Genomic DNA, 13483 nt, shown 5'->3' with positions numbered 1-13483 from the left:
TCCTTACGCGTTGATTTTGTCAATTACAACTTTTGTGTAAGGTTGACGATGACCTTGCTTACGACGGTAGTTTTTCTTCGCTTTGTATTTATAAACGATGATTTTCTTACCGCGGCCATTCTTTTCAACTTTTCCAGTTACAGTGGCACCTTCTACTACAGGGCTTCCAACTTTGATGTTGTCACCACCGACGAAAAGGACTTTGTCAAATGTTACTGTTTCGCCTGCTTCTGTGTTAAGAAGTTCAACGTAAACTTCCTGGCCTTCAGTAACTTTGATTTGTTTACCACCAGTTTCAATGATTGCATACATACCGTGCACCTCCTCTATATACTCAGACTCGCCATCACAGGTGCTATGCTTGAATACCTGATCTGAGCGGTTGTAGCTCTTTGGGTGCTCCAAATGAACTAACTATATAATAATACTACAGGGTATTTATTGTTGTCAATAATACTCGTAGATTGTCATTCAGTAAATTTTACTATGGCGTTTTTGCTCTCCCCGCAGGCCTTTTGGGTTTCCAGCTTCTTACATCCGAGCAAGATGATTCCCGAATCCCAAAAGACCATGTTCGCTTCAAGCTTTCATTTAAAATCTTCTATACGAAATCCTTCTTTTAGTAATCCCTCATCTACGGTTAATTCTAGCTTGATGTTAAGCATTACTTCAAGTTCCTGAATGCGGTTTGTTTTGTGTAAATAATGGAAAAGTGATGGGGAAACTTTTATGTTGAGCTTTTTGTTTTCGTTTCTGTGTTCCCATAGCTTCCGTTCCATGCGGTAAGCAAGTGTTTCGGTGGATGTGACGAATCCCGTTCCGCCGCATGCAGGACAGTTTTCAGCTAGTCTGTCTTTTAAAGGCAGACTGGTCTTTTTTCTTGTCATCTCAAGCAATCCAAGACTTGTAAACCCCAGGATGCTTGTTCTTGTCCGGTCTTTTTCAAGTGCTTTAGTAAATGAAGATAGGAGAGATTCCTTTTCTTCCTCCTGGTCCATCTTCAGAAAATCTATCATGACGATCCCGGAAATATTTCGCAGCTTTAGCTGCCTTGCGATTTCCGCTGCAGCTTCATCGTTTGTTTTTAAGACTGCCTTTTCCCTGTTGATTCGACTGGAATTTTTTCCGGTGTTAACATCGATAACGGTCATCGCCTCTGTTTCCTGAACCACAATGTTACCTCCGCTCTTTAACCAGGCGACAGGCTGCAATGCTTTTTTGATTTGCTTTTCAATCCCATATTTAGAAAACATGTTTTCTTTTCCATCGTACATAAATACCTTTCCTGAAAATTCCGGATTGCGTTCAAGGTTTTTAAAAGATTCCAGTTCATCTGTTTCAATACGATCTACTTCGTTTAAAACTCTATTTCTAAGCAGTTCTTCAAGAAGAGTGGCGTCAGTGTAAACAAGGGAAGGAACATCTGTTAACGACTTTTGAATTCCCTCCCATTTCTTACGAAGACCCTCAAGCTCTTCTTTTATAACAGATTTAGCAGCGGTCTGGCATTCGGTTCTTAGAATCAAACCCTCGCTCCCTTGAAGCAGGCATTCTCCGAACATTCGCAAGGCTTCTCTAGTTTCTTCGGGCTGTATTTTTTTTGAAACGGCCATATACCCTGACCCTGGCATATATACAATGTGCCTGCCTGGAAGTGTGATCAACTCTGTTAGCCTCGGGCCCTTTGTCGAACTTCCTTCTTTTGTAATCTGGACAAGCATTGTTTCTCCTACCCGCAGCACTTCCGGCAATGGTTCGTTATTCTGCAATCTTTCCCGGCGTCCAGAAAGCATGTCCCCCTGTTCGAGATAACCGTTTTTTGATAACCCGATATCAACAAATACCGCACCAAGGCCAGGCAACACTTTAACAACCTTTCCGAAAAAGATATTGCCTGTCCCTGAGCTGTCAAAAGGATTATCTATAAAAAGTTCCATGAGCTTTCCGTCTTCCACTATCGCAGCTCGTTTCTCGTGAAATGCAAAATTCAAATAAAGGTTCTTCAATGACCCAAACCCTCTCGTAATATAATCTTGATGCCATTTTAACGTAAAAGGGTTTGAACTGCACATAATAGCTTGCGTTCCTTAAAAAAAGCCCGCAATAGTTTCTTTTCCGGGATCGGGTGATGCTCTTCCTTTTGTATGATTATATAATGATCTGATCCTTTATAAAAAAGGGCAAGAACATCTTTTAGCCTTGTTTCCCCGGAAACCGTGATCGTCTTATTCCGCTGTGAATTTGTATCTTTTTTATATCGCTCTAGCAAAAAACGCAAAAAAACAATCGATCGTTGTTTCCACTCTGTATAAAGGCAGAAAAGCAGGAACAATATGATAATCCAGAGGTTCAAATGATTAGGGAAAAGAGAAGTTGAAATAAATGAAAAGGCTGCTAAAAAAACAAGTGAAAATAAAAGCGAAGTTGTGTACGCCCGTTTAAAGGGAACGTACCAGGCGCACAACAAGAAAAACAGCTTGCCCCCATCAAGGGGCCAGATCGGCAAAAGGTTAAACAACAGGATCATGAAGTTATGGAGTATAAATAATTCGTAATAATACCCGTCCCATAATTGTAAATGGTTTGCCACAAGGGCCGCAGCTATCATCCAGAGGTGTTGAACCGGCCCTGCAAGAATAACAAGGAGTTCCTCTCTAAATGGCCTGTTGCCGTGTTCATCGACTGAAGCTACTCCTCCAAACGGAAGCAGCTCGATCTTGCGGATTCTCCAGGAAAAATAATGCGCTGTAATGGCATGGCCAAGTTCATGGATAAAAATCACGCAAAACAAAAGGAGCATTTCCCGAAAACGCCCTGTTACAATGCCAAGACCCGCTATAATCCACAGCAGTGGATGAACTTTTACCTTTCGTATTAGGTCCATATCAATCAAACTCAATGACCTGAACTGGGTCTATAAACTGCTCTCCTTGCTTGATCGCAAAATAAAAAGTGCCTTTTGTCCCATCATCCGATTTGCTTACTTTTCCAACTTTATCACCCGGTTTTACAAAGTCATAAAGCTTCACATCGATCGATTCGAGCATGCCATACCATGATTCCTTGCCATCGTTATGCTGTATGACAACGGTCTTGCCGAGGCCTTCTTTTTCCGCCGTATACATTACAATTCCATCTTCGATTGCTTCAACCGCAGAATCACTGCCAGTCTCAAGCATGATTCCTTTGCCGTTTACCGTAAAATTTTCTGTTATCTTCCCGCTTGCCGGAACAGCATACGCCGGGCCATTGCCTCCTTCATCCTCTGCTACCTCTTTTTCAGAATTGGAATTGGTGGGAAAAATTGCAAGTGGCTCTCCGAACTGATCTTCATACCAGTTTTTAACCGTGGCAAACTGAAAATCTTCTTGCATCGAATGTGTGACAAATCCCTTTGCTGAATCGAACATGCCATTGTCATTCTTAAACAAAATTCCAACTACTAAAAACAAGCAAGCTGCCACCATTGCACGCAGCAAGAACCCCTGTTTATTAAATAGCGGATGATCCTTTTCCCTGTTATCGTCGTCAAAGGAATAAAACGAAAGATCCTCTTCTCTATCATTATTTTTCGAAGCACTGGACAATGATTTTTTTCCGCTCCAATCGCTCACAGAAGAACGTTTCTGCTTCTTTCGTTCCGATATCCGTTTCCTATAATCCTCAATCCCTCTCCCCATCGGCAAGCCATCCTTCCTTTTCGTTCATTTCTTTAATTCATCTTATGACTTGTCCGGAACGGTTATGACGAATTCGAATTTTTATAGAGAGAGAGGAATGGGGATGTATGTGGTGTTATAAGTTTTAGTGACTTTTCTAGCATTAAGAGTAGAGTTTGGTAGTATTTTTACCTATCGATGTTTTATAAGCACTGCTGCTTTGGCAGTCCTTGATGATTGAGGCTTATTGGCGGAAGGTATTTTTTGAACCGGGCAAGGACCTGCCGGAATGCTAATCCAATAAAAAAAGCTTTCCCGGAATAGTCCAGGAAAGCATATTACTACTACGAACGGATACCGAAAAACTTCTTTACTTTGCTAAATACTCCCCTGTCCTCCTGGAGGGATAACAATGGAACCGATTCTCCCAAAATTCTTCTTGCAATGTTGCGGTAAGCGATCGATGATTTTGTGCTCGGATCTAGAGCGATAGGCTCACCTTTGTTCGAAGCGCGGATAACATTATCGTCGTCTCCTACGATTCCCAGCAAATCGATCGCTAGAATAGAAACAATTTCATCCACATCAAGCATTTCCCCATTCTGCACCATATGATTGCGGATACGGTTGACGATTAGTTTAGGAGATTCAATGCTTTCTTCCTGTTCCAGAAGTCCGATGATCCGGTCGGCATCTCTTACAGAGGATGTTTCAGGAGTTGTAACAACGATCGATTTGTCTGCACCAGCAACAGCGTTTTTAAAGCCCTGCTCGATTCCCGCCGGACAATCGATAAGAACATAGTCGTAGTCTTGCTTGAGCTCGGTTATAATTTTCTTCATTTGATCCGGTTGAACTGCAGACTTGTCTTTGGTTTGAGCTGCCGGCAGCAAAAACAGGCATTCAAACCGTTTATCTTTTATAAGCGCTTGATTCAAGCGGCAGCGACCTTCCACAACATCAACCAGGTCATAAATGATACGGTTTTCAAGCCCCATGACAACATCGAGATTCCTTAAGCCGATATCCGTATCGACCAGGCAAACCTTTTTTCCAGAAAGTGCAAGAGCTGTTCCTATATTTGCAGTGGTCGTTGTCTTTCCAACGCCACCTTTCCCCGAAGTAATTACAATTGCATCTCCCACACTACATTCCCCTTTCTCCTACAACCTTGTCAAATTCGGTCTTATCTTTGTAAGAACCTGCACACGATCTACTACAATTTCTTCTTGATTCTCCCCAATAAAAGCACATTCCGTTTCCTCTTTGTGTGAAACCTGCTGGTCCGGAGCTCTTCTTACAAGATCTGCTATCCGGAGCTGGGAAGGTTCCATAACAGAGGCTGAAACAACTGCATCCCTGTTTCCGTTAGCACCAGCATGGGCAATCCCTTTTAAAGATCCCATTATAAAAATGTTTCCAGTGGCTTTTACTGTTCCACCTGGATTTACATCTCCAACTAACAATAGATCTCCCTGGATTTCTAATACCTGCCCAGAGCGAATTATTTTAGAAACAGATACAATCTGTGTATTTTTTCGTTCTTCGTCTGCCTGCTTTTTCGTTATAACATTTGACTCGATCGTCTCAACAGCCAGGCTTTTATTATTCTGAATCAAAGAACGGATTTGTTTTTCCTGGCTTTCTGTTAAATAACGGTTTCCTATCTTCAAATGAACGGTGATCGACTGCCCGTCTGTGTTTTTCACATGCTGTGTGGAAAGCTTTTCTTTTATCTCTCCAAGCAAGTCCTGAAATGAACAGGTGTCATCCAGAACAAGATTCAAGCCTTCTTTCGTTCCTTTTATCACTACATAATGCTGTTTTTGTGCCATAGCCAATTTTGTTCACCTCAACATAAGATTATTTCAACGTCGCCACGGCAATCTCCTCTTTTTGTCCTAACTTTCTTGTCTCTGATAATCACTTAATTCGAATAATAACCCTCTGATCGGATAATAGATGAGGAGTACAAAAACACCATTCAGGACCAAAGTAGGAAGAAAACGGTCGTACAAAAATGAATCAAACGGCAGAGTTGTTCGATCAAGCAATAAAAAGAATTCGTAAACAAGGAATTCTAGCATTGATATTCCTAAAAGTGATAAAACAAGAGCGACAAAGATATTAATATGGAAAATCTTCGAAATGTAACCGATTATGTATGCAATCAGGCCCATCGAAAACATATAAATGCCAATAAGATCAGAATATACTAAATCATTTAATAGCCCGAACACAATTCCGTACAGCACCCCATATCCAGGACTAATTACTATGGAAGCTAATAGAATAATAGCAAGTGCAAAACGCGGAATTAAAGAGATTTCCATCCCGTATTGTTCAGGCGCAAACACCTGCATCACGGTCCCTTCCAGAATAAAGAACAAAAACATCAAAGCAGGGAGAATAACTTGTCTCATTCTCCCCCCTCCTCATCTGTTGGTTCATTCTGCACTTCTTGCGCTGATCGTTCTACTATCATGACATGGTATACATCATACAGATCTGCCGCAGGCTTTACATAAGCGGTTTGCATTAAACCGACTTCATCGGTTTTTACATCAACGATTTTTCCAATGATAAGCCCTCGAGGAAATATTCCGCCGTTTCCTGCCGTGATAACGGTTTGCCCTTTTTTTACATCAACATCGACCGGAATTTTATTAAACATTAGCGCTTTCTTTTCCGGGTCATAGCCTTCGATCGTACCGAACACTTTTTCAAGTGCTTTTCCATTCTCATCTTGTACCATTGCCGCGATTCTGTTTGTCCTATCCAAATCGCTAACGAGCTGGACAGTGGACGAAAACGGCTGTACGTTCTTAATCTTCCCGATCAATCCCTCGGGTGTGATGACCGCCATGTTTGTTTCGATGCCGTCCTGGCTGCCTTTATTCAATGTAAGGAAATCATTCCAGCGGTCAGGCGAACGGGCGATCAAGCTTGCATGGTAAACTTCATAATCCCTTAATTCTGGAGTATCCATTATATCCAACTCTTTCTGCAGGCGTTCATTTTCAGAGCGAACCAGCTTTAGCTCCTCGGATTGCTTCGCATACTCCTGCAGGCGAGATTTAAGCAGCTTGTTTTCTTCATACATATCCTTCATTTCGCCGACATTCTCAAAGAAACCCGCTACGGATTGAGCGGGTTTATAGAAAATCGATTGTATCCAGCCGACTGAATCTTTAAAGAACTGTTCTGGCAAAGTTAACGCATCGCGTTCTTTCATAGAAAAACCAATAAGCGCCACTAAAACAATGATGCTAACTAGAAGCACGATCAATCTTTTATTCGAGAAAAACTGTGGCATGCATTACACCTTCTAACTACTTCTGTTTTGAACGAGTCGTGATTCCCTGTTTTGATCTAAATAAATGAAGATTTTCCAGAGCTCGTCCAGTACCGATCGCTACACATTCCAGCGGATTTTCTGCCACGATTACTGGCATCTTTGTTTCTTCACTGATTTCTTTATCAAGATTGCGAAGTAATGCTCCTCCGCCTGTAAGCACGATACCACGGTCCATGATATCTGCAGCAAGCTCTGGAGGCGTTTTTTCAAGCGTAACTTTAACAGCTTCGATAATGCTTGTTACTGTATCGCTTAACGCCCCGGCAATTTCTTCAGCGGAAACATTGATCGTTTTCGGCAATCCTGTCACAAGGTCTCTTCCGCGGATGTCCATCGCCTCGATACCCTCAGGTATACCAGCTGAGCCGATTTCCAATTTCAACGCTTCAGCGGTACGTTCACCGATCATCAAATTATAAGTCTTCTTAATATACTGGATGATTGCTTCGTCCATTTCATCCCCGGCGATACGAATGGATTGGCTCGTAACGATTCCACCTAAAGAAATGATCGCTACTTCCGTTGTTCCTCCACCGATATCAACTACCATGCTACCTGTTGGTTCCCATACAGGGAGATCAGCGCCGATCGCAGCTGCAAACGGTTCTTCGATCGTATATGCTTCACGTGCTCCCGCTTGCTTTGTCGCATCCTCAACCGCTCTTTTTTCAACCGCCGTAATGCCAGACGGAACACAAACCATTACATTCGGCTTTCTAGCAAAAACAGAACGGTTTTTCTGTGCCTGTTTGATAAAATATTTCATCATTGTAGCTGTTGTTTCGAAATCAGCGATCACGCCATCCTTCATCGGACGGACAGCAACGATATTTCCAGGGGTTCTTCCGATCATATTCTTTGCCGCATTACCTACCGCTTCGATGGAGCCAGTATCCGTTCTAAGTGCAACAACAGAAGGCTCCCGAACGACAACACCTTTTCCTTTCACATAGACGAGCGTATTCGCTGTACCTAAATCTATTCCCATATCTCTCGAAAATCCACCAAACATTTATGTTAAATCTCCCTTCAATTCAAGCAAAACTCATAAATATGATTATACTTCAAACCTCGTTAAAAAGGTAGTGTTTAATTAGTCCTACATTTGATTGTCATAAATTCTTTTAGCTCAATTTAATTTGGCATTTTTGCTCTCCCTGGCGGCTAGTTTTGTTCTCGGATTCTTACATACGAGCATGACGCTACCGAGAATCAAACTAGCCTTGTCACTGCGCTCTTGTAAAGAAAACTCTTCGACTGACGAGCCGTTAGGCAAAGACAGAGGAGTTAGTTGCTCTTATCCTTCAGGGCAAAATAGATTCTTCATCCATTTTTTTGGGAGAGCAAAGATGTTAATTCATTTTCCCCATTTTTATACATACCCTTTTTCTTTTAAACTAACATATTTTTGGTCTCCGATGACAATGTGATCGAGTAACTCGATGCCCAGGACCCTGCCTGTTTCTGCAAGGCGTTTTGTTACTTCGATGTCCTCACGGCTCGGTGACGGGTCTCCGCTCGGGTGGTTGTGAAAGCAGATGAGCGAAGCGGCCGAACGGCGAAAAGCTTCTTTAAAGACTTCCCTCGGATGGACGATTGAGGCATTTAAGCTCCCGATAAAAACCGTCTGCTGATGGATAACCTGATTCTTCGTATTTAAATACACGCACACAAAATGCTCCTGGTTTAGAAAACGCATATCATCCATCACATACTTTGCCCCGTCTTCGGGTGAGCGAATCGTATATCGGTTTCCAGTTTGCAATTTAAAAACCCGGTGGCCAAGCTCAATCGCAGCCATAAGCTGAACAGCCTTCGCTGGACCGATACCGCTTATTTCAGTCAATTCTTCAATAGAAGCTTCTTTTATTCTTCGCAAGCCTTCAAAATGGCTGACGATTCGATGAGACAACTGAATGACAGACTCATTCCTGGTACCGGTCCTGAGCAGAATCGCAATTAAGTCCTGGTTTGACAAAAACTCTGGGCCTTCCAACATTAACCGCTCTCTAGGTCGCTGATCTTGAGGAAAATCTCGAATCATAAGTGGTGCTTTTTCCACTTGCCTTCCTCCTTATTTTTCAACTGCGTTAACCTAGAGAGAAATCACTGCCGCTGCCCCAGTTTTTTTTGTGTCCACCATTTAGACGATGAAAAACGCTAAAATGTTCCAGCTTTTATGTAAGTGACAACGTTTCTACTCTAGATTAACCTCGTCTGACTGACTGGAGAAGCTCTTTTGGTTTTCCGGATAAATTTCAAATGCAGTTAACTCACGGACAGTAAGCGACAACGGAAGCCCTACTACGGTGTAATAATCTCCACGGATTCCTTTTACAAAGGCAGCACCCGCCCCCTGTATCCCATAACCTCCTGCTTTATCATAAGGTTCCTCGCTTGAGATATACGCTTCGATCTCTTCATCTGTCAACTCCCAGAACTCGACTTCAGTCCCTTGATGAAACACGACTTGTTGATCAGAAGAAATAATGGCCACACCTGAATAAACCACGTGCTTTTGACCGGAAAGCATCGTGATCATCTGTCGCGCTTCTTCTTTATCGTTTGGTTTGCCGAGTATCTGGTTGTTAAACGTCACAACAGTATCTGCGCCAATCACCACATTCTGTTTATTGTTCACAAACACATTTTGCGCCTTGCCCAATGCGAGTTTTTCAACAACCTGTTGGGGAGTATCTGACTCTGAAATGATTTCTTCGTAATTGCTTACGGAAATGTCGAATGAAAGATGAATTTGATTTAGAAGTTCTTTTCTTCGAGGTGAACCGGAGGCCAATATGAGGCGTTTCATCGTACCACCCTTTTCTCAGAAATTGTATAAAAATGACAAAAAGGGCTTGATTTCAGCATATCAAATCCCTTAAACAATGACAATGCTAATATTGACTTTCTCCTGTTACTTTACATTTTTCGTCAACAATTTACAAGGTGTGAGCATAGTCTGTACTTTTTTTGAAATTTTTTATTTCCTTTTACCTACACAGAAAGCAGCTCCATAGCCAGAAATAACAGGAACCTCCTTCCCGCTATTCTGGCACAACGTCCCGATAATAATCCAGCTCCAGAATCCGTGCCGCGTAGTAGAATTTGCTGTCGACGATGGCAGATATCCGCCTTACATAGTCTTTCTCTACTCTAACGCCTTTGGAAGGGGTAAATGTGCCAGTTACCGAGTTATAACGTCCTTTATCGGTAATAAAGCTTTTATTATTAAATAAGACGAGCGGTTCGGCATCTGACAGGATATCTCTTCCCATAAGAAGCCTTGAATCAAATTCTAGGCCGAGCAGGTTGGAAAGGGTAGGAATGATATCAAGGCTTGAAGCCGGTTTATCGATCATGACTGGCTGCATTCCTTTCGTATAGAGAATGAATGGGCTTTTGTACAGCTCAAAGTTTCGTTCGACATGGTGTCCTGCCAGTTCGTCGATGACTTTATTTTCGAGCCCATATGGATAATGGTCGGCACTTAAGGCGATCAGCGTATTATTGGCTACTCCCGCTTCCTCAAGCATTTCATTCAACCGCTTGAGGGCACGGTCAAGTTCCACCTGGGTCGCGATATAGGCCTTGCCCGCCTGAGAATAGGGCAGGGCCTGCACATACTTCCTGTTTTTCCAGGCGATGAAATTACCGTTGAAACTGTATTGCATGTGGCCGCTTACGGTCATATAGTAGGCATGGAATGGCTGATTGTTTACATATTCGGGAACGGTCTTTTCAATCATTTCCAGGTCCGACTCCGGCCATGTCTTTTTCATATCAAGCCCTTTTCCCACGGCCTTATAGTCATAGCCCATATTAGGATGGGAGATATGCCTTTTGTAATAGGAGTACGAATGATTATGGTAAGCGTTCGTTTTATAGCCGAGTTTCTTCAACTGGTTGCCCATCACAAACGGGAGGCGGTTGTCTCCTGACTTATAGAAACTCCATACACCCTCTTTAGGAATAAGGCCTGTGCACGCGACATATTCTCCGTCGCTCGTGCTCACTCCCCAAATTGGATTATAAAAATTAGTAAACCGGAACCCTTCATTCACCATTTTATATAAAGTAGGGGTCACGTCTTTATCGACTGCATAAGGGGAAAAAGCTTCTGCCGTAATAAAAATGAGATTATATCCTTTATATTTACCGGTATAGTTATTTTTGGGGGTTGGCAGAACACTTTTAAAATAGTTGTGCATGTCCCTGATCCTTGTGTTTCTTTCTTTTGAAATAAGCTTATCAAAATCGATATCCATCATATTGTAAACTGGAGCATGCTGCTCGACCGCTTTATCTTCAGCCATATCCGGGGAGGGCCGCAAATACTCGGGTGATGTTTCCAGCACAGGGGACCAACCTGTAGCGAGCCGCTGCAAGTCGAGTCTCATTGTTGTGACCACACCTAATTTTTTCACGGAATAAATGGGGGATCTGTTTTTAAAGTAAAGATCATAAGCCGAAAGCTGATCGCGGCCGTTTCCATAAACCGCCAACAGGCCGGCTGCATGTACAATCACCATGCAGCAAATGATCACAGTTCGGTTCGACCAGGAAATTTTTTTGAAATTAATCACTCTTTTTCCAAAGACAGCAAGAAGAAGGGCAGGCAGAAAAAACAGCAGAATCCATATGCCGTTTTTTACGGAAGTGGTCAGCGCATCCCTCCAAAATTCAGCCACCTGTCCCGCATTCCGTGCAGAATAAAGTGAATAATAAGTTCTGAATATTTTAAAGTAAATTAACTGTGAAGAGAACATAAAAGCGGTGGAGCCAAGAAGTGCTATCGATAAAAATCGGTTGAAGGATTTCGACTTTGAAAAACTGCTCAACAGGTAAAGAAATGAGCCGGCAGTGATGGAAAAAATCAATAAAATAAACAGCCCCGTACCGTCAAAGATCCGGTCTGACGCGAATCGGAAAACGAGTTCCATTGAAATTAGGGATAAGATAAAAAGTGCAAGCAAGTATGATTGTTTTAATTTTCCCTTCATAGTCAGTCCATCCTTTTAAGTTAATTCCTATGTGTATTCCAGAGTTGGTATTCATTAAAAAATGCAATTAAAACCTGTTAACTATCTTTTATTTTGTTATCCTCTGGCATTTGGGAACTACAATGAAATAAAGCGGGACAGCTGGAGTTTCCTCCTTTAGGATTCATTTAAATCCTCTTCTAAATAAGACGGATCAGGAGGCTTTTTGTTTCGCCTATTGGGAAGTTATTTTGCTGGAAATGTAACCCTTTTATTGTTCACAGCCTTAATCAGGTTAAACGGTGAAACTATTTCTAAGTTTTAGTATCGAGAAAAAATGAGCCCAAAGTCAAAAAAGCAAAGAAGCAGATTCCTCTGCCTCCTTTATAACAGCTTATTTTTTTGCAAGACCATGGACGACAGCTTCGATCTCGATTAATCCGTTCAGGAGATTTTGCTGGCCGCTCCAGAGATGTGATGCATCGTTTGTTTCCTCATATTTTTGCATGTTTGCTGCTGCCTGCTCGAGCTCGTCCACAAACTTTCCCATCGATTCTGATGACGACGCTGGCCATTCTTTCGTTGCCGTTTCAATTTTTTGTTTTAAGGCTGTAATCTCACCGGTTGTTTCCCCCAGTTTTTCTAACGGTTCCCCTCTTAACCCCAGGACGTTCATGCCGATCAATTCCTGGAAAAGGCCTTTGCTTTCTTTTAAAAGCTTTTGGTCTTCTTTTTTAGCCAGCTGAATGTTGCCTTTAACACTCCACTCTTTTCCAAACGCATCTTTGCCGCTATTTTTAAAATGGTTCACCAGTACGTTTCGTTCTTCAACAGAGTTTGCGAGCGCTACAAACAAGTATTTCTTTTCTGCGTTTTCTATTATTGCTGGATAACCGAGCACCGTAAAACTGTCTGCATAGGATTGCGCTGATTTGTCGCTTGTGTATGCTCCGCCCTGGACGACCTGAACATCCAGTGTAAAAACGTTAGCCGCAGTAGTAGCAGACACTGGGGCCGGTTTGTCAGTCAGTGGCGTTTCTGTTGTTCGGGCCACTTCTCCATCACCTGTAAAAAGCATTAACAGCATAAACCCAAAAATAGCACCGACAATGATTGCAGAACCGATCGAAATAAAAAGCTTTTTATGAATAGAAAAAACAGGGGCCTGTCCAGCACCAACAAACTTTCTCTTCTTTTTTCTCTTCAACGGCAACAGGGGGCGCCTTTCCGCCTTCTCCCATTCGGTCACAGCCTTTTGTTTTTCCATTTGATAATCCTGAAAATTCACCACTTTTGTGTCCGGGTCGTCATCAGGCAAAACCCACTGAAACTCTTCTTCTTCAGCAGCGGCCGCTTCCTGTTTTGCTGCCTTTTCAAGCGTCTTTTCCTCGCCGTTTATCTTGATTGAAATTTGCCGATCCTTCTTCTCCATGTGGACGCTCCTTTCTAAAGGCTTGTACTTTATATCTATGCAGAAGGGTATT

General features: G+C 42.4%; 13 protein-coding genes and 1 other annotated feature. All 13 genes read right to left on the bottom strand.

Annotation, left to right across the window (positions count from 1 at the left end; all coding sequences use genetic code 11):
- Positions 1–3: 3 nt before the first annotated feature.
- Positions 4–312: a 50S ribosomal protein L21 gene (rplU, locus tag FCL54_RS02785; protein WP_138122906.1), complete on the bottom strand. Its 309-nt coding sequence runs from the start codon at positions 310–312 to the stop codon at positions 4–6.
- Between the two features lie 14 nt (positions 313–326).
- Positions 327–394, bottom strand: a sequence feature (ribosomal protein L21 leader region).
- A gap of 193 nt (positions 395–587) precedes the next feature.
- Entirely contained in the window at positions 588–2006 is a 1419-nt protein-coding gene (locus tag FCL54_RS02780) for an Rne/Rng family ribonuclease (RefSeq protein ID WP_171016644.1), read from the bottom strand.
- A gap of 38 nt (positions 2007–2044) precedes the next feature.
- Positions 2045–2884 carry a M50 family metallopeptidase gene (locus tag FCL54_RS02775; RefSeq protein WP_138123254.1) on the bottom strand — a complete coding sequence of 280 codons (840 nt, stop codon included), beginning with the start codon at positions 2882–2884 and terminating at the stop codon, positions 2045–2047.
- Position 2885: 1 nt separating this feature from the next.
- The gene (locus FCL54_RS02770; RefSeq protein WP_138122902.1) at positions 2886–3680 is read right to left on the bottom strand and encodes a M23 family metallopeptidase; all 795 of its coding nucleotides are present in this window, start codon (positions 3678–3680) and stop codon (positions 2886–2888) included.
- 323 nt (positions 3681–4003) lie between these two features.
- Positions 4004–4804 (bottom strand): septum site-determining protein MinD, encoded by an 801-nt coding sequence (minD, locus tag FCL54_RS02765; RefSeq protein WP_138122900.1) that lies wholly within the window; start codon positions 4802–4804, stop codon positions 4004–4006.
- A gap of 18 nt (positions 4805–4822) precedes the next feature.
- Positions 4823–5494, bottom strand: a complete 672-nt coding sequence (minC, locus tag FCL54_RS02760; RefSeq protein WP_138123252.1) for a septum site-determining protein MinC — start codon at positions 5492–5494, stop codon at positions 4823–4825.
- 66 nt (positions 5495–5560) lie between these two features.
- Positions 5561–6082, bottom strand: a complete 522-nt coding sequence (mreD, locus tag FCL54_RS02755; RefSeq protein WP_138122898.1) for a rod shape-determining protein MreD — start codon at positions 6080–6082, stop codon at positions 5561–5563.
- Positions 6079–6975: a rod shape-determining protein MreC gene (gene mreC / locus FCL54_RS02750; RefSeq protein ID WP_138122896.1), complete on the bottom strand. Its 897-nt coding sequence runs from the start codon at positions 6973–6975 to the stop codon at positions 6079–6081. Before mreC ends, mreD begins: the two co-directional genes overlap by 4 nt.
- A 16-nt stretch (positions 6976–6991) precedes the next feature.
- Positions 6992–8029 (bottom strand): rod shape-determining protein, encoded by a 1038-nt coding sequence (locus tag FCL54_RS02745; protein WP_138122894.1) that lies wholly within the window; start codon positions 8027–8029, stop codon positions 6992–6994.
- A gap of 360 nt (positions 8030–8389) precedes the next feature.
- On the bottom strand, positions 8390–9061 hold the full coding sequence (radC, locus tag FCL54_RS02740) for a RadC family protein (RefSeq protein ID WP_138123250.1): 672 nt from the start codon (positions 9059–9061) through the stop codon (positions 8390–8392).
- Between the two features lie 153 nt (positions 9062–9214).
- Complete coding sequence (locus FCL54_RS02735) at positions 9215–9829, bottom strand: Maf family protein (RefSeq protein ID WP_138122892.1); 615 nt, start codon at positions 9827–9829, stop codon at positions 9215–9217.
- Between the two features lie 235 nt (positions 9830–10064).
- Complete coding sequence (locus FCL54_RS02730) at positions 10065–12020, bottom strand: LTA synthase family protein (RefSeq protein WP_138122890.1); 1956 nt, start codon at positions 12018–12020, stop codon at positions 10065–10067.
- A 373-nt stretch (positions 12021–12393) separates the two neighbouring features.
- Entirely contained in the window at positions 12394–13431 is a 1038-nt protein-coding gene (locus tag FCL54_RS02725; RefSeq protein ID WP_138122888.1) for a hypothetical protein, read from the bottom strand.
- Positions 13432–13483: the final 52 nt, after the last annotated feature.

This window comes from Exobacillus caeni, assembly GCF_005747095.1.
GTDB lineage: Bacteria > Bacillota > Bacilli > Bacillales > Guptibacillaceae > Exobacillus > Exobacillus caeni.
This window is presented reverse-complemented; position numbering and strand designations above follow the sequence as displayed.

Bases quoted from the DNA above. Each gene is read 5' to 3' on its own strand.
- rplU (WP_138122906.1), bottom strand. From the start codon at position 312: ATGTATGCAATCATTGAAACTGGTGGTAAACAAATCAAAGTTACTGAA.
- FCL54_RS02775 (WP_138123254.1), bottom strand. From the start codon at position 2,884: ATGGACCTAATACGAAAGGTAAAAGTTCATCCACTGCTGTGGATTATA.
- FCL54_RS02770 (WP_138122902.1), bottom strand. From the start codon at position 3,680: ATGGGGAGAGGGATTGAGGATTATAGGAAACGGATATCGGAACGAAAG.
- minC (WP_138123252.1), bottom strand. From the start codon at position 5,494: ATGGCACAAAAACAGCATTATGTAGTGATAAAAGGAACGAAAGAAGGC.
- mreD (WP_138122898.1), bottom strand. From the start codon at position 6,082: ATGAGACAAGTTATTCTCCCTGCTTTGATGTTTTTGTTCTTTATTCTG.
- mreC (WP_138122896.1), bottom strand. From the start codon at position 6,975: ATGCCACAGTTTTTCTCGAATAAAAGATTGATCGTGCTTCTAGTTAGC.
- FCL54_RS02745 (WP_138122894.1), bottom strand. From the start codon at position 8,029: ATGTTTGGTGGATTTTCGAGAGATATGGGAATAGATTTAGGTACAGCG.
- radC (WP_138123250.1), bottom strand. From the start codon at position 9,061: ATGATTCGAGATTTTCCTCAAGATCAGCGACCTAGAGAGCGGTTAATG.
- FCL54_RS02735 (WP_138122892.1), bottom strand. From the start codon at position 9,829: ATGAAACGCCTCATATTGGCCTCCGGTTCACCTCGAAGAAAAGAACTT.
- FCL54_RS02730 (WP_138122890.1), bottom strand. From the start codon at position 12,020: ATGAAGGGAAAATTAAAACAATCATACTTGCTTGCACTTTTTATCTTA.
- FCL54_RS02725 (WP_138122888.1), bottom strand. From the start codon at position 13,431: ATGGAGAAGAAGGATCGGCAAATTTCAATCAAGATAAACGGCGAGGAA.